This is a genomic window from Chromobacterium sp. Ag138 (assembly GCF_055181315.1).
This window is the reverse complement of record NZ_JBUPWA010000001.1, coordinates 3667788-3683385: the sequence shown is the minus strand read 5'-3', so window position 1 is coordinate 3683385 and position 15598 is coordinate 3667788. Positions and strand designations below refer to the sequence as shown.

Below are 15598 nucleotides of genomic sequence, written 5' to 3'. Positions count from 1 at the left end.
CCAGCCGTCACGCTCAGCGCTGGTGCGCCAGGTTCAGGCGGTTTTCCACATGACGCTGCACGCGCTCGAACAAGGCGCTGAGCAGCCAATAGATGGCGGCGGCGGCCAGGTACAGCGGCAGCGGCTGGAAGGTCTGGGCGATCACCTCTTTCGTCGCCAGCATCAGCTCGGTGACGGTGATCACCGATACCAGCGAGGTGTCCTTGATCAGCGAGATCAGGCTGTTGGACAAGCTGGGCACCGACAAGCGCAGCGCCTGCGGCGCGATGATGTGGCGCATCGTCTGCCACCAGGTGAAACCCAGCGAGAAGGCCGCGTCCCACTGCCCCTTGGCCACGCCGGCGATGCCGCCGCGCAGGCTTTCCGACAGATAGGCCGCCACGTTCAGCGTCAGGGCCAGCACGCCGGCCGGCACCGGGTCCAGCTCCAGGCCCACGCCCGGCAAACCATAATAGATGACGAAAATCTGCACCAGGAGCGGCGTGCCGCGCATCGCGCTGACATAGAACGACGCCAGCTGCGACAACACCGGCAGCTTCGCCACCCGGACCATCGCCACCGCGAAACCCAGCGCCAGGCCCAGCACCATCGCCACCAGCGCGAACAGCAGCGTATGCGCCGCGCCCTGCAGCAGCACCGGCAGCGCCGCCTCGAACAGAGCCATCCAATCGCTCATTCCATCCCTTCCCTGAAAAGCCGACGCCCCCGCGGAAGCAGGGGCGTGCGGTTCATGCTATCACAAACCGGCTTATTTCTTCGCCGCGGCAGGCGCCTTGGACACGTCGATGCCGAACCACTTCACCGAAATCTTCCGGAAGGTGCCATCGGCCTTCATGCCGCCCAGGGCCTTGTCGATCTCGGACTTGAATTGCGGATTGCCCTTGGCGAACGGAATCGCCATCGTCGCCACGTCGCCCACCGGAGCGCCGGCCTTCAGCGGCAGCTTGGCCTGCTTGATCGCGAACGGGATCAGCAGACTGTCGTTCAGCGCCGCGTCCAGGCGGCCGGTGGCCAGGTCCTGCAGGTATTCCGGCGCGCCGGGATAGGTCTTCACCTGCACGCCGGCGGCCGCCTTGGCCATGTCGGCGTAGTTGCTGCCCTGGCCGACGCCGAGCTTCCTGCCCTTCAGGTCGGCCAGGTTCTTGAAGTCGCGGCTCTCGTTCCTGCGCACGATCAGCTGGGCGCTGGAGTAGGTGTAAGGCTGGCTGAAATCGAACACCGCCTGGCGCTGCGCGGTCACGCCCACCTGGTTGACGACGATGTCGAACTTGCCGCTTTGCAGGCCGGCCAGCAGGCCGCTCCACTCGGCGGTGGCGAACTCCGGCTTCACCTTCATCCGGCGCGCGATCTCGGTGGCGATCTCGACGTCGAAACCGGTCAGCTGCTGTCTGGCGTCCTTGAAGTTGAACGGCGGATAAGTGCCCTCCAGCGCGATCTTCAGCGTGCCGCGCTGCTTGACCGTGTCCAGCAGGTCCGCCGCGAAAGCGAGATTGCCGATTGCGGCAGCCATCAGAGCGAGCATCAACTTCTTCATATCAATATAACCTTTTGAAATATACAATTCAAAAAACAATTCTATGGAGAATATCAATAAAACCACATATTGCACAAGCTCAACCCGCCGCCGCGCCAGTCCCGCTCTCAAAGCAAACAGCCCCGCCGGCAAAGCCGCGGGGCTGTGGTTCAAGCCAACCAATCGTTCATTTTCCAGGAGACAGGACCAGGCGCCCCGAGCGGCGCCATTGCAAGACGAGCGCCAGCAGCGTGGCAATCGCCAAGCCGATCAAGCCTGCGACGAACACGATCACACTGCGCTTGGGCGCAGACTTCATCAGAGGCGGAGTCGCTTCAACCAACACTTGCACATCCTGCGACGCCACCAGCTCCGCCTGTTGCACCTGTCTCGCCAATTCCTGAGTCAGCGCGCGATGGTAGTACAGGTCCCGAACTTCGGTGAACAAATCCGGCGGCAAGGCCACCACTTCACCGCTGGCCTTGGCCAACTCCATCTTGATCTGCATCAGCGCGCTATCGAGATTGTTGGTATCACCGGCGGCAAGCATGCCTTCCAGACTGGCGAAGCCGCTTACCATTTGAACCGCAGTCGAATCCAGCTTCAAGCGGCCGCTCTGAATATCCGCTCGCACCTCTTTCTCCGCCTGCTTCAAGCGCTCCCGGGAAGTCGCCAATCGCCCTTGCAGCACATAAAGCTTGCGGCTCTGCTCTGTGATATGCGCGCCCAGTATCTGCTGACGGCAGAGATCAGCCAAGTAGTTGGCTATGCGCGCCGCCATAGCTGGATCCGTGTCCGTCACCATGATCTCCAACGGCTGATCCTTTGCCACGCTGACTTTCATGTGGTCATTCAATAATGCCAGCTTGGCTTCGCCTTCGCTGTCGCGCTTGTAACGCGCCGCCAGGCCGAACTTTTCCACCGCGCGCTTCAACACGGGATCGCTCTGCAGCAGCGCGGCCCCTCCTTTCGCTCCAAGCGGCTCAGCAATCAGCAACTGGGTCTTTGCCGAAAAAACATTCGGCATACTCAATGACCAAGCCAGCCCCAGCATGCCGAACAGAACGCAACCGGATAACAGTAAACGCCAATTCGCCAAACAGAACTGCGCAACCTGCAAAAAACTGATTTCATCTTCTTCGCGCTTCACCACTGCACCCCAAGTCTCCGACAACACTGGCAACACAAATCAATTTGATTAGCAAAACAAGCCCTTATAGCAAAAGTGGCGGCGACTCGCCACCACCCGCTTCAGAAGAGTTGCTTAGACGTTGAACAAGAAGTTCATCACATCGCCGTCCTGCACCACGTATTCCTTGCCTTCGGCGCGCATCTTGCCGGCTTCCTTGGCCTTGGCCTCGCCGCCGTAGCCGATGAAGTCAGTGTAAGAGATGGTTTGCGCGCGGATAAAGCCGCGCTCGAAATCGGTATGGATCACGCCAGCCGCTTGCGGCGCGGTGTCGCCGACATGGATGGTCCAGGCGCGCACTTCCTTGACGCCGGCGGTAAAGTAGGTCTGCAGGCCCAACAGCTTGTAGCCGGCGCGGATCAGGCGATCCAGGCCCGGCTCCTCCAGGCCCAGCGTTTCCAGGAACTCGGCTTTGTCGGCGTCTTCCAGCTCGGCGATCTCGGATTCGATGGCCGCGCACAGCGCGACGACCGGCGCGCCTTCCTTGGCGGCGTACTCTTCCACCTTGGCCAGCAGCGGATTGTCGCTGAAGCCGTCTTCGGCCACGTTGGCCACGTACATCGCCGGCTTGATGGTCAGCAGGCACAGCGGCTTGATCAGCGCCTTGTCCTCGTCGGACAGGCCCAGCGAACGGGCCGGCTTGCCCTGGTCCAGGTGCGGCACCAGCTTTTCCAGCACGGCGATCAGCGCGCGCGCGTCCTTGTCGCCGGCTTTGGCCTTCTTGCCTTCGCGCTGCATCGCTTTTTCCACCGCGGACAGGTCGGCCAGCGCCAGTTCGGTGAGGATGGTCTCGATGTCGGCGATCGGGTCAACCTTGCCTGCCACGTGCACGATATTGTCGTCATCGAAGCAACGCACCACGTTGACGATGGCGTCGGTCTCGCGGATATTGGCCAGGAACTGGTTGCCCAGACCTTCGCCCTTGGAGGCGCCCGCCACCAGGCCGGCGATGTCGACGAATTCGACGATGGCCGGCTGGATCTTCTGCGGATTAATGATCTTGGCCAGTTCAGCCAGCCGCGCATCCGGCACTTCGACGATGCCGACATTGGGCTCGATGGTGCAGAACGGGTAGTTGGCGGCTTCGATGCCGGCCTTGGTCAAGGCATTGAACAGGGTGGACTTGCCGACGTTGGGCAAGCCGACGATACCGCATTTCAGACTCATTGCTGTCTTCCTAAAGAAATTCTATTTCAATCCATTATGGCGGCGGACCGTCGGACCGCCAGTCCGCAATCATTTGGCTTCGGTGTGCAGCGCCTTCATCGCCTCGGCCATCTTGCCGGCGATCGCACGCGGCAGCTCGCGCAGGGACGACAGGATGGCCTCGTCCAGCGCCTGCTGCTCCTCGGCGCGCGGCTTTTTCAGCACGAAGTTGGCCACTTCCTTCTTGTCACCCGGATGGCCGATGCCAAGCCGGAGACGCCAGAAGGCCTGCGAGCCCAGCCGCGCCGCGATGTCCTTCAAACCATTATGGCCGCCATGGCCGCCGCCCTGCTTGAAGCGGGCGACGCCGGGCGCGAGGTCCAGTTCGTCATGCACGATCAGGATCTCGTCCGGCAGTATCTTGTAGAAATGCGCCAGCGCCAGCACAGCCTGGCCGGACAGGTTCATGTAGGTCATCGGCTTCAACAGCCAGACGTCCTGTCCTTCGATCTGGATCCTGGCGACGTCGCCATGGAACTTGCCTTCGGTGCGCCAGTTGCCCTTGAACTGCCAGCACAGCTCGTCCACCAGCCAGAAACCGGCGTTATGGCGCGTCTTTTCGTATTCGGGGCCCGGGTTGCCCAGGCCGACAATCAGGCGGATGCCAGACATATCGCTCATTCCAATGAAAAAAGCCCGCTGCCCGCCACCTGGGCGCACAACGGGCTTTTCACCGTCACCGCGAGCGGCGACGGCAGCAGAAATCACACACGAGCGAAGTCGATGTGCATCACTTGCTGTTTGTACGGGTGCATCTGGAACGCAGCCACTTTCACTTGCTCTTTCTGGCCGTCGATGACCAGATCCAGCACGGAAGCGTGGAAGCCTTCGTTCTTCAGCGCGTAGTACATGGTGTTGTGATCCAGCACCAGGGAAACGGCTTCCTTGCCGGCGCCGTAAACCACGGCCGGCACTTGGCCAGCGTGACGCAGGCGGCGGCTCGCACCCGTACCCAGATCAACACGCTTGCTAGCAATCAGTTCAAAAGACATTGTAAAACTCCAGTTTCAGTTAAAAGCACCCGGCCCGCCGCGACCAGCAGGCCAGATGTTTACGGCAGGCAAGCGCCCGTCGCAACCAGTTCCTCATTGAAGAGGTAGGACACCGATTCTTCATTGTTGATCCTGCGCAGCGTCTCGGCCAGCAGGCCGGCGATCGAAGCCACCCGGATGTTCGGGCAGGCCTTGGCCGCGGCGGTCAACGGGATGGTGTCGGTCACCACCACCATATCGATGTCGGAATTCTTGATGCGGTCCACCGCCTGACCGGAGAAAATCGGGTGGGTCGCATAAGCCAGCACGCGTTCGGCGCCGCGCTCCTTCAGAGCGCTGGCCGCCTTGCACAGCGTGTTGGCGGTGTCGATCATGTCGTCGACGATCAGGCAGGTGCGGCCCGACACGTCGCCGATGATGTTCATCACTTCGGCCACATTGGCCTTCGGACGGCGCTTGTCGATGATCGCCAAGTCCGTGTTCAGCGCCTTGGCCACCGCGCGGGCGCGGACCACGCCGCCCACATCCGGGCTGACCACGATCAGATCGTCGAAGCGCTGGGCGCGGATATCCTTCAGCAGCACCGGCGTCGCGTAGACGTTATCCACCGGGATGTCGAAGAAGCCTTGAATCTGGTCGGCGTGCAGATCGACGGTGAGAACGCGGTCGATGCCGGCGCTGGTCAGCATATTCGCCACCAGCTTGGCCGAGATCGGCACGCGGGCGGAGCGCGGGCGGCGATCCTGGCGGGCGTAGCCGAAATAGGGAATCGCCGCGGTGATCCGGCCGGCGGACGCGCGTTTTAGCGCATCGGCCATGGTCAGGATCTCCATCAGGTTGTCGTTGGTCGGCGCACAGGTGGATTGCAGAATGAAAACGTCGCGGCCGCGAACATTCTCCAGCAGCTCCACCGCCACTTCGCCATCGCTGAACTTGCCGACATCGGCGCGTCCCAACGAAATATCCAAATGTTTGACTACGTTCTGAGCAAGTTCCGGATTAGCCGTACCGGTAAATACCATCAAACTGTCGTATGCCGCCATGATTCGCTTTGCCTTAGCTGGATAAAGAAAAAGCGTGTAAGGCTCTCTTACACGCTTTTTTCATGCTCTCTCTTATTCGGAGAAAGTCCTGGCTGGGGAGGTAGGGATCGAACCTACGAATGCCGGAATCAAAATCCGGTGCCTTACCACTTGGCGACTCCCCAGTAACCTTATTCAGCGCTGTCGAACAGGGGGTGGACACTTAGCCCTTCCGCTACAAATCCCTGATATTTTTCCGACAACACTCGGTAAACTTTATCGGCTTCGTCTTTCGACTCGAATTCCAGAAACACACAAGCACCGGAACCGGTCATCAGCGGCGAACCATATTTTCTTAACTCGCTCAGTACTTCATTCACCGCTGGAAATCTTTTCTCTACAACGCTTTGCAGGTCATTTCTGCGCTGCTGCGTTGTTTCGAGGATTCGCATTATGCCGAGGCGACCTACCTCTGTCAACATGCTTTGCGAAAAATTCCGGAATATCTCGGCCGTCGGCACATGAACCTGTGGGTGAATTACCAAATACCAGGCAGGCTTCAAAGAAAGGGGCTCCAACACCTCTCCGACCCCGGTGGCCAACGCATTGCGGCCGAAGATGAAGACCGGCACGTCGGCTCCCAGTTTCAAGCCCAGCGCCTGCAGCCTCTCACGCGGCCAGCCCAGCCCCCACAGCCGGTTCAGCGCGATCAGCACGGTGGCGGCGTCGGAACTGCCGCCGCCCAGGCCGCCGCCCATCGGCGTGCGCTTTTCCAGCTCGATGCTGACGCCAAGCCGGCAACCGCTTTCCCGCTGCAGCAGCCGGGCCGCGCTCACGGTCAGATCCTGCTCCGGCGGCACGCCGTCGGTCGGCGTCAAGAGCTCGATCGCGTCGTCGTCGCGGACGGCCAAGCGCAACGTGTCGCCGAAATCGATGAAACGGAACACCGTCTCCAGCAAATGGTAGCCATCAGGCCGTTTGCCGACCACGTGCAACAGCAGGTTGAGCTTGGCCGGAGCCGGATAGGTGTGAAACGGATGCCGCATGTCTATCTTGTTCTGTATCTGAATAATGCTTAATTCGGAGCGCGCGGGCGGGCGGCTTACTGCCAGCTCTGCACCACCACCTTGACGGTCAGGCCTTCGCGCTGCATTTCCACCCGCTTGGGATGATCGGCCTCGACGTCCGCGTCGCGGACGAAGCGAATATGCCAGCCCTGCTGCTCCAGATTGCCGTCGGCGTCGACGCGGCTTTCCAGGCCAGGCGCCGGCAGGCCGCGTATCCACCACACCAGATTGGACAGCGGCAGCGGCCACCCCATAACCTGCCGGGTCAGGCTTTCCACGTCGTCGGCCTGCCAGCTTTTGCCGTCGGCCAGCAGCGTCACGCCGCCGGGATCGCGCAGCACCTTGGCCACGGTGTTGCCCAGCGGCGAGTTGATCGCCACTTCATCGCGCGGCGGCTGGTGCCGCCAGTCGAAATTGGCTACGTGGCCCTTGCCGTCCAGATTGGCCGACAGGCGGCCGCTGACGCTGAACGGCGCGTCGGCCGCCGCTTCCAGCGACGGCTTGGGACGGAACAAGGCCTCGTTGGCGCAGCCGGCCAGCAGCAGCGCCGACGACAGCAGCAGCGCGCGCCGGATCACGGCTTGGCCCCCAAGCGGCGCATCGCCTCAGTGATCACCTCATGGCCGGGATGCTGCGCCAATTCCTTGCTCCATACCGCCATGGCCTCGTCGCGCCGGCCCTGCTTCCACAGCACTTCGCCCAGATGCGCCGCCACTTCCGGATCCGGCATCGCGGCGTAGGCTTTCTCCAGATTGCGCCGCGCGGCGTCCAGCCGGCCCAGCTTGTACTGCACCCAGCCCAGGCTGTCCTGGATCACCGGATTGCCCGGTTCCGCCTTCAGCGCCTTTTCGATGTAGCCATAGGCTTCCTGGTAGCGCGTGGTCCGGTTGGCCAGCGTGTAGCCGAGCGCGTTCAAGGCCTGGGCGTCGCCGGGTTTGTCCTTCAAGATCTGCTTCAGATCGCGCTCGGAATTGCCGGTGTTGCCCAGCATGTCGGACACCAGCGAGCGCTCGTACAACAGCTCGGTCGAACGCGGCTGCCGCTGCAGCGCCTGGGTCAGCACCTCGTAAGCGCGGCGCGGCTGCTTGGCCTCGCGCGCCAGCTGCGACTGTAGCAAGGCCACCGAGACCTTTTCCTGATCGTTGCCGCCCAGGCCGTTCAGACGCGCCAGCGCGTCTTCCAGATGATCATCCCCGGCCTCGAGTATCGCCAGCCGGGATTGCGCGGGCAGGTATTGCTGGCCGGGGCCGACCTGGCGGTACCAGTTTCCGGCGCGCTCGGCATCGCGGCTGTCCTCCGCGATCTGGCCCAGCGTGTAGCGGACGAAGTCCTGTTCCGGATACTGGCTGGCCAACGCGTGCTGCAGCCGGTCGTCGGCGGTTTTCAGATCGCGCATCTGGTAGGCCAGCAGGCCAGTCGCGTACAGCAAGTCGGCATTGTCCGGATGCGTCTTCAGCAAGGCTTCGAACGCGGCGCGCGCTTCCGGGAAACGCTTGGCGCCGACCAGCAGGCGCGGATAGGCGCTCTGCAGCTCCAGCCCGGCGTCGGGCCGGCGCGCCAGCTCGCGCTGCAGGAATTCGGCCGCCGCGTTGATGTCTTTGCGGCGCAGCCTGTCCACCTGCCACGCCACCGGCAGGTCCCATTTCGGCGCGATCCGCGCCAGGCGGTCGAACTCGCGATCCACCGCGGCCTGGTCATTATTGTCGGCGGCGGCGGCGAGCACCGCGAAGCGGGCCTCCGGCAGATCGGGGTAGCGATCGGCCAGCTCCTCCACCAGGCGGTAAGACGGCGCCGAGCCGCCGTCCTGCCTGGCGCTCAACCTAGCCAACTGCACGAAGATCGCGGGCGCGCGCTGCGGCTCCAGCCGCAGCAGCTCTTCGATCAAGGGTTTGCTTTCCGCCAGCTTGCCGCCGCGCATCAGCGTGATGAACAGCTGCTCGCGCGCCGGCAGGGAATTGGGGTCCAGCGCTATCCACAGCTGCAGCGCCTCGGTCGCCGGCTTCAACTGGCCGGACAGCAGGCAGAATTCGGCGGCGCGCTGGGCCATCCGCGGATCGCGGGTCTCTCGCGCCAGATCGAGATAGGTGAGCCCGGCGGAGCCGGCCGCGCCGCGGCGGGCGGCGATTTCGCCGGCCAGCACGCCATAGAGGATTTCGGGCGACAGCTCGACCTTGGGCAGATTGGCCTCGTCCGGCTCGGCCGCGGCCGCCGGTTTCGTTTCGGGCTGAGCGGGCGCCGACGCCGGTGGCTTGACGCCGGCGCAGGCCGACAGCAGCAGCGCCAGCAGCAACGGGAGGGATCGTTTCAGCGGTTTCATTCGCATGGATTAAGTTGCCTGCTCAAAGCCTGTTGAACGCGTAGAATAGCATGTCCGCTTTTCATCTTTGCACCATTTACCGAATCGCAGCCCGACCATGCCCGAATTGCCCGAAGTCGAAACCACCCGCCGCGGCGTAGAGCCGCATCTAGCAGGCCGCATCCTGCGCGGCGCCGTCGTCCGCAACCCCAGTTTGCGCTGGCCAGTCCCGCCCGATCTGGCGGAGCGCGTCGCCGGCGAAAAAGTGCTGGCCGTGCGCCGCCGCGCCAAATACCTGCTGCTGGAATGCGAGAGCGGCACCCTGCTGATCCACCTGGGCATGTCCGGCAGCCTGAGGGTGATGCCGGCCGGCTCGCCGCCGCAAAAGCACGACCACCTGGACCTGCTGCTGGGCGACCAGGTGCTGCGCTTCCGCGATCCGCGCCGCTTCGGCGCCGTGCTGTGGCACATCGGCCCGCTCGAGCTGCATCCGCTGCTGAAGGCGCTGGGGCCGGAGCCGCTGTCCGACGCCTTCGGCGGCGAAGCGCTGTTCCAGGCCATCCGCCGCCGCGGCAGCCCGATCAAGCTGGCGATCATGGACAACCACGTGGTGGTCGGCGTCGGCAACATCTATGCCAACGAATCGCTGTTCCACGCCGGCATCTCGCCGTCGCGTCCGGCCTGCGATCTGTCCCGTCCGGATTGCGACCGCTTGGCGGCCGAAATCAAGGCGGTGCTGCGGCGCGCGATCGACGCCGGCGGCAGCACGCTGCGCGATTTCGTCGACAGCGAGGGCAAGCCCGGCTACTTCCAGCAAAGCTATATGGTGTACAACCGCCAGGAAGAGCCGTGCCGGCGCTGCGGCACCCCCATACGCCAAATCCGCCAGGGTCAGCGCAGCACTTACTATTGCCCGCTGTGCCAGCCGTGATAGAGTGGCGGCCTGTCATCCCTCAGACTTGAAACCGTAACGATCTTGAAGTCACACGCCACCACTTCATTCGCCACCCGCTGCGGCCGCGTCTTGCGGCTGCTCGGCCATCTGGCCGTCGGCGTTTTCATCGTCGCCACCCGCTATTCCAGGCTGGCCCAGGCCGAACGCGCGGTGGTCACCCGCCGCTGGGCGCAGCACGCGCTGAAGATACTCGGCGTCAGCATCAAGGTGCAGGGCGTCAATCCGGGCTTTTATCCGCCCAATACCCTGCTGGTCGCCAACCACGTGTCCTGGCTGGACATCGTGGCGCTGAACAGCTGCACCGTGTCGCGCTTCGTCGCCAAGCGCGAGATCCGCAAGTGGCCACTGATAGGCTGGCTGGCCTATGTGGCCGGCACGCTGTTCATCGACCGCGGCAACCGCCGCGACGCCAGTCGCGTCAACCAAATCCTGGCCGAGGCGATGCGAAACGGCGGCTGCATGGCGGTGTTCCCCGAATCCACCACCTCCGACGGCAGCGGCCTGCTGCCGTTCAAGGCGTCGCTGTTCGAGGCCGCGCTGCTGGCAGGCGGCACCGTGCAGCCGGTATCGCTGCGCTACCAGCGGCCGGACGGCAGCCTGCTGCGCGAGGCCGCCTACATCGACGACATCTCGCTGCTGCAGAGCATAGGCAAGGTGTTGAGCGTGCCGCAGATCGAGGTGGAGATCAGCTACGGCCAGCCGCTGAAGGCCGGCGACGCCGGTCTGGACAACCGCTTCCTGCTGGCCGAACAGGCCCGCAGCGAGGTGGCCCGCGGCCTGCGGCTGTCGCTGGAAGCGCAGCCGCAACCGGCGCCGGCCGCGGAAACCGGCGCCTGAGCGCTCAGCGCGCCAGCCGCTGGCTCAGGCCTTCGTAGAGATCGTCGCCCAGCCGGGTATAGCCGGGCGCGGTAAAATGAACCATGTCCGGGCGGCCCAGCTGCTGCTGCCGCCACGTCCGCATGCTGCACGGCCCGCCCATCGCCTGCTGCCAGTCCCAGTACAGCAAATGATTGTCGCGCGCCAACTGGCGCTGCGCCTGCTGCACCGCGCTCAACAGCAGCGGCCGCTGCGGGCCCGGCGCGCACTCGCGGCTGACCGTCCCACCCTTGCTTCGCGCCGAATCGGGCGCGCCCAGCAGCAGGATGGCCGCCTGCGGCAATTGGCTGCGCACCAGGCTGACCGCGCCCTGCAATATGGCGCGGTATTCGTCCAGATCCAACTTGGGATCGAAAGCCTCATTGGTGCCGTAGGCCAGAATCACCAGATCGGCTTCCCGCGCCGCCAGCTGCCGGCCCCAGCCGCCGCCCCAGCCGCGCCACAAGGCCAGCTCCGCGCCATTCCTGCCGACGGTATCGAGCACCACGCCGGGCGCGAGCTTTTCCAGCTCATAGCCGCCCACCTCCGGCGCCGGCAGGCTGTCCGCGCGCAAGGTGAACGGCAGCTTCAGCTTCATTTCCACCCGCTGCCAGCCGGCGCCCGCGGCCACCTGCGCCCGCCGCGGGCCGCTGCCGTCGTCTACGATCAGCCCCTGCCCGTCCGCGCTCTGCCGCAGCCAGATCCGCACTCGCCACAAGCCATTGTCCTCGGTGCGCGGATGCACGGTGATGGACGCTCCGGCCCGCTGGGCGATGCCGACGTAGCCCCCCAGCGGAAAATCGGAATCGGCGTCGCGGCGGCTGTTACGCAGGGTCCAGCCTTCGCTACGCATATAGGCCAGCGCGTTGCGCTGTCCCGGCACGTTGACCGGCGGCAGCCAGCCTATGCCGGCGTCGCCGTAACGTGCCTGCAGCCTGGCGCGCAATTGGCCGCTGAAGTAGTCGGCGGCGGTGTGGGAGTCCCCGAACTGGATCACGCGCACCGGCGGCTGGGCGTCGCCCTGCAGGTTGAAGCGGGCGGCCAGGCGGGCCAGGTTGGGCTCGCCGAAGTCTTGCACCGGAGCGGCCTGCGCCTGGGCCGCCAAAGCGGCCGCCATCATCCAGCGCGACGCGCGCGCGATTGCCTTGAATGTCATTCGAACCTCAATTCCGCCAGCACGCGGCGCGCCAGCAGCAGCTGGCCCTGACGGGTGAAATGCACGCCGTCGGCGGCGCGCACCGCCACCTCGCCCTGGCCGGGCAATGTCATGAATTTATTGAAGCGGTCGTCCTGGCTGCCCAGCGCCTCGCGGGTGGAGATGAAGCGCCCGCCGCCGGCCGCCACTTCCTCCCGGTACAGGCGGTTCAGGTAATGCACGCCGTCGTTCATCTTGTCGCGGCTCATATTGGGCAGGCCCAGCCACAGCACCTTCACCTTGCGCTTGCCGGCGCTGGCGAGAATGCTGCGTATCCGCTCGCGGTAGCGCTGCTCCCAATCTGGAGACGCGAAGCGGATGTAATGATTGCCGTTGACCATGTCCCAGGTATCGTTGGCGCCGACGAACATCACCAGCAACTGCGCTTTAGGATTGGCCGCCAGCTGGCGCTCCACCGTCGCCGGCCAGTTGAAGAAGTCTGGATAGGTGAGGCCGGTGCTCTGCTTGCTAATGTCGATCGCCTTAACCTGGTGCTGCCGGAACAGCGGCGGCAATAGATGCAGCGCCACGCCCTGCATCATCGAATCGCCGGCCAGCAGCACCGGCAGCCCCTCTTGCAGCAGCAGGCGCGAATCCACCGCTTTGACGGCCGCGGCAGCCGACGCCTGCGGCTTGGGCGCCGCGACCTTGGCCGCCGCAGCGGCCGGCGCCGGCCTCGGCTTCAGGCAGCAGGCGTTCAAGCTGTCTATCATGCGGCGGTCCCAACTGCCCACTTGCTGCTGCAGCGCTTCGCTGTGCCGGCGCAGCCCTCCGCCCAGCGAGCCGCCCTCGCGCCATGGCGACAGCGCGTCCAGCCGCTCCAGCAGGCTGGGCGCGTGGAAGGTTTGCCGCCAGTAGGCGTTGACGGCGGCCTGCTCCAGCCAGAACAGCAACAGCATGCAGCTGAGCAGGATGACGAGGATGCGGCGGTGCGGGTAGGCGGCGAGCATGGCGAGGGTCGAATCGTCAGAATTGGTAGTAAATGAAAGCGGGGATGCCGGACGGCGCCAGCGAGATCACCAGCAGCGCGATGGCGCTCAACAGCAGCGGCTTTCCCCACCACGGCAGCGCGGCCAGCCGGCCGAAGCAGCGCTCGGGCAGAGCAGACAGCATGGGCAGCGCGGCCAGCCACAGCCCCAGCAGCAGCAGCAATCCCGGCGCGTTCAGCGTCAGCTCCTGGCCGGAGGGCGCGAACATCGCGCCGAGGAAATCCATCGCCTCGTCCAGCGACTGGGCGCGAAAGAATACCCAGGCCAGGCACACGTAATGGAAAGTGATCAGCCGCGCCAGCCACGGCGACGCGCCGCTGACGGCGTCGCGCCGCCACAGCTTGTCGCCGACATTCAACGCCACCACGCCCAGGCCGTGCATCGCGCCCCACACCAGGTATTTCAGGCTGGCGCCGTGCCACAGGCCGGACAGCAGCATCGCCGCCAGCAGGTTGACCTGAGCGCGGGCGAAGCCATCGCGGTTGCCGCCCAGCGGGATGTAGACGTAGTCGCGGATCCAGCTGGACAGCGAGATGTGCCAGCGCCGCCAGAAATCACGCAGGTTCAGCGCCAGGTAGGGCGCGTCGAAGTTGCGCGGCAGCTGGATGCCCAGCAGCAGCGCCAGCGCGGTGACCAGGTCGGTATAGCCGGAGAAATCCAGGTAGATCTGCAGCGCGTAGGCGTAGAACGCCGCCCACACTTCCAGGGTATGGAAAGTATCGGGCGCGGCGAACACCGGGTCCACCCAGGCGCTGGCCAGCCAGCCGGCCAGCCACAGTTTCTTCAGCAACGCCAGCGCGATCAGGCCCAAGGCGCGGTCCAGCTGTGCCACCTGCCGCCGCGCCGGGCTGCGCAGCTGCTCCAGCAGGTCGCCGGCGCGGCAGATCGGCCCCGCCAGCAAGGTGGGAAAGAACGCCAAGAACAATGCGAACTGCGGCAGCGCCGCCGGCTTGATCTCCTTGCGGTACACCGACACGAAGTAGCTGACCGACTGGAAGGTATAAAAGGAAATGCCTACCGGCATCAGGATGTCCAGCGCCGGCAGCAGCGCCGTCACCCCCAGCGCGTTTAGGCCGGCCTGCGCGCTTTCGCGGAAGAAATCGAAATACTTGAACAAGGCCAGATTGCCGATGGCCAGCAGCAAGCAAGCCTGCAGCCAGCGCCGCGGGTTGGCGGACGCGGCCATCCGCCGGCTCAGGCCATGCTGAGCCAGCGTGTAGGCGGCAAGAATGGAGGCGAAACGCCAGTCGAGCTTGGCGTAGAACAAGTAGCTGGCCAGCAGGAGCAGAAGGTTCTGCATGCTGGGCATGCGGCGGCAGCCCCAGTAGACGGTAAAAAAACCGACGAAAGCCAGGGCGAACTCAATGGACAGATAGCTCATGCTAAGGTAACAAGCTGGCGGAGGCGGCAATTATGACAACAAGCCCCGCCGCTTGCCAGCTTTGATAAAGATTTATTTATCTGCCTGTTGCAAGCGCGATTTCGCGGTAAGCCTGGCAGGGCAGAGAAAACAATTGCCTGTCATTCAGCCGCAGCGCCGACAGGCTGCCGCCCCACAGGCAGCCCGAGTCTATCGCCAGGATATCCTCGTCCAGATGCACGCCCAGCGCCGACCAGTGGCCGCACACGATGGGCGTGCCGCCATGGCGGCGGCCCGGCGCCTCGAACCACGGCACCAGATTGGCCGGCGCGCCCTCCAGCTCGCCCTTGTAACTGAGGTCCAGCTCGCCATCCCGCGTCAGGAAGCGCATCCGCGTCATCGCGTTGACGATCAGGCGCAGCCGGTCCGCGCCCTTCAGGTCGTCGCTCCAGCGCGTAGGCTTGTTGCCGTACAAGCGGCCGAGGAATTCGCGGTGCCGCTGGCCGGACAGGCCGAACTCCACCTCCTCCGCCAGCCGGAGCGCCTTGGAAATCGTCCATTCCGGCAACAGGCCGGCGTGCACCATCGCGTAGCCTTGCCCCTCCAGCATCAACGGTTGGCAGCGCAGCCAGTCCAGCAGCACCTTGCCATCGGCGGCATTGAGCACATCCTCGATGGTGTCATCGCGATGGAGCTTGCCGAAACCCTCCGACACCGCCAGCAAATGCAAATCGTGGTTGCCCAGCACCATCTCCACTTGGTCCTGATGGTGGAACACCCAGCGCAGCACTTCCAGCGACTGCGGGCCGCGGTTGACCAAATCGCCGGTCAGCCACAGCGTGTCCTTGCCTGGATTGAAGTCGATCAACCGGAGCAACTGCTGGAACGGCTCGAAACAGCCCTGGATGTCGCCGATTGCGTAGATGGCCATATGGTTTCCTTGTGAGGCGGATCGGGCT

The 15598-nt window shown here is 64.4% G+C and carries 16 protein-coding genes and 1 tRNA gene; 2 read left to right on the top strand and 15 right to left on the bottom strand.

The window, feature by feature from the left end; genetic code table 11:
• Positions 1-13 precede the first annotated feature (13 nt).
• From ACY3GB_RS17260 to ACY3GB_RS17210, 11 genes are all read right to left on the bottom strand, one after another.
• Positions 14-676 (bottom strand): amino acid ABC transporter permease, encoded by a 663-nt coding sequence (locus ACY3GB_RS17260; RefSeq protein WP_463089817.1) that lies wholly within the window; start codon positions 674-676, stop codon positions 14-16.
• Between the two features lie 72 nt (positions 677-748).
• Positions 749-1534 carry a transporter substrate-binding domain-containing protein gene (locus ACY3GB_RS17255; RefSeq protein ID WP_463089816.1) on the bottom strand — a complete coding sequence of 262 codons (786 nt, stop codon included), beginning with the start codon at positions 1532-1534 and terminating at the stop codon, positions 749-751.
• 166 nt (positions 1535-1700) lie between these two features.
• Positions 1701-2663 carry a GumC domain-containing protein gene (locus tag ACY3GB_RS17250; RefSeq protein WP_463089815.1) on the bottom strand — a complete coding sequence of 321 codons (963 nt, stop codon included), beginning with the start codon at positions 2661-2663 and terminating at the stop codon, positions 1701-1703.
• 114 nt (positions 2664-2777) lie between these two features.
• Positions 2778-3869: a redox-regulated ATPase YchF gene (gene ychF, locus ACY3GB_RS17245; RefSeq protein WP_463089814.1), complete on the bottom strand. Its 1092-nt coding sequence runs from the start codon at positions 3867-3869 to the stop codon at positions 2778-2780.
• 69 nt (positions 3870-3938) lie between these two features.
• The gene (pth, locus tag ACY3GB_RS17240; RefSeq protein ID WP_463089813.1) at positions 3939-4520 is read right to left on the bottom strand and encodes an aminoacyl-tRNA hydrolase; all 582 of its coding nucleotides are present in this window, start codon (positions 4518-4520) and stop codon (positions 3939-3941) included.
• 92 nt (positions 4521-4612) lie between these two features.
• Entirely contained in the window at positions 4613-4900 is a 288-nt protein-coding gene (rplY, locus tag ACY3GB_RS17235; protein WP_046156691.1) for a 50S ribosomal protein L25, read from the bottom strand.
• A gap of 59 nt (positions 4901-4959) precedes the next feature.
• Positions 4960-5943 (bottom strand): ribose-phosphate pyrophosphokinase, encoded by a 984-nt coding sequence (locus ACY3GB_RS17230; RefSeq protein ID WP_021478224.1) that lies wholly within the window; start codon positions 5941-5943, stop codon positions 4960-4962.
• 89 nt (positions 5944-6032) lie between these two features.
• Positions 6033-6107, bottom strand: a tRNA-Gln gene (locus tag ACY3GB_RS17225).
• A gap of 6 nt (positions 6108-6113) precedes the next feature.
• A complete protein-coding gene (gene ispE, locus ACY3GB_RS17220; RefSeq protein WP_463089812.1) occupies positions 6114-6968 on the bottom strand; it encodes a 4-(cytidine 5'-diphospho)-2-C-methyl-D-erythritol kinase in 855 nt (284 codons plus the stop codon).
• Between the two features lie 56 nt (positions 6969-7024).
• A complete protein-coding gene (gene lolB / locus ACY3GB_RS17215) occupies positions 7025-7567 on the bottom strand; it encodes a lipoprotein insertase outer membrane protein LolB (protein WP_463089811.1) in 543 nt (180 codons plus the stop codon).
• A complete protein-coding gene (locus ACY3GB_RS17210) occupies positions 7564-9312 on the bottom strand; it encodes a tetratricopeptide repeat protein (RefSeq protein WP_463089810.1) in 1749 nt (582 codons plus the stop codon). The genes lolB and ACY3GB_RS17210 overlap by 4 nt, the downstream gene beginning before the upstream one ends.
• A gap of 91 nt (positions 9313-9403) precedes the next feature.
• Between ACY3GB_RS17210 and mutM the strand changes: the two genes are divergently transcribed.
• The gene (gene mutM / locus ACY3GB_RS17205; RefSeq protein ID WP_463089809.1) at positions 9404-10216 is read left to right on the top strand and encodes a bifunctional DNA-formamidopyrimidine glycosylase/DNA-(apurinic or apyrimidinic site) lyase; all 813 of its coding nucleotides are present in this window, start codon (positions 9404-9406) and stop codon (positions 10214-10216) included.
• A 45-nt stretch (positions 10217-10261) separates the two neighbouring features.
• Positions 10262-11077 (top strand): lysophospholipid acyltransferase family protein, encoded by an 816-nt coding sequence (locus ACY3GB_RS17200; RefSeq protein ID WP_463089808.1) that lies wholly within the window; start codon positions 10262-10264, stop codon positions 11075-11077.
• A gap of 4 nt (positions 11078-11081) precedes the next feature.
• Here the strand turns inward: ACY3GB_RS17200 and ACY3GB_RS17195 are convergent, their stop codons facing one another.
• The 4 genes from ACY3GB_RS17195 to ACY3GB_RS17180 form a co-directional block, all read right to left on the bottom strand.
• Entirely contained in the window at positions 11082-12251 is a 1170-nt protein-coding gene (locus ACY3GB_RS17195; RefSeq protein WP_463089807.1) for an SGNH/GDSL hydrolase family protein, read from the bottom strand.
• Positions 12248-13240 carry an SGNH/GDSL hydrolase family protein gene (locus tag ACY3GB_RS17190; protein WP_463089806.1) on the bottom strand — a complete coding sequence of 331 codons (993 nt, stop codon included), beginning with the start codon at positions 13238-13240 and terminating at the stop codon, positions 12248-12250. The genes ACY3GB_RS17195 and ACY3GB_RS17190 overlap by 4 nt, the downstream gene beginning before the upstream one ends.
• 16 nt (positions 13241-13256) lie before the next feature.
• Positions 13257-14660, bottom strand: a complete 1404-nt coding sequence (locus ACY3GB_RS17185; RefSeq protein ID WP_463089805.1) for an MBOAT family O-acyltransferase — start codon at positions 14658-14660, stop codon at positions 13257-13259.
• A gap of 76 nt (positions 14661-14736) precedes the next feature.
• Positions 14737-15570 (bottom strand): symmetrical bis(5'-nucleosyl)-tetraphosphatase, encoded by an 834-nt coding sequence (locus tag ACY3GB_RS17180; RefSeq protein WP_463089804.1) that lies wholly within the window; start codon positions 15568-15570, stop codon positions 14737-14739.
• Positions 15571-15598 lie beyond the last annotated feature (28 nt).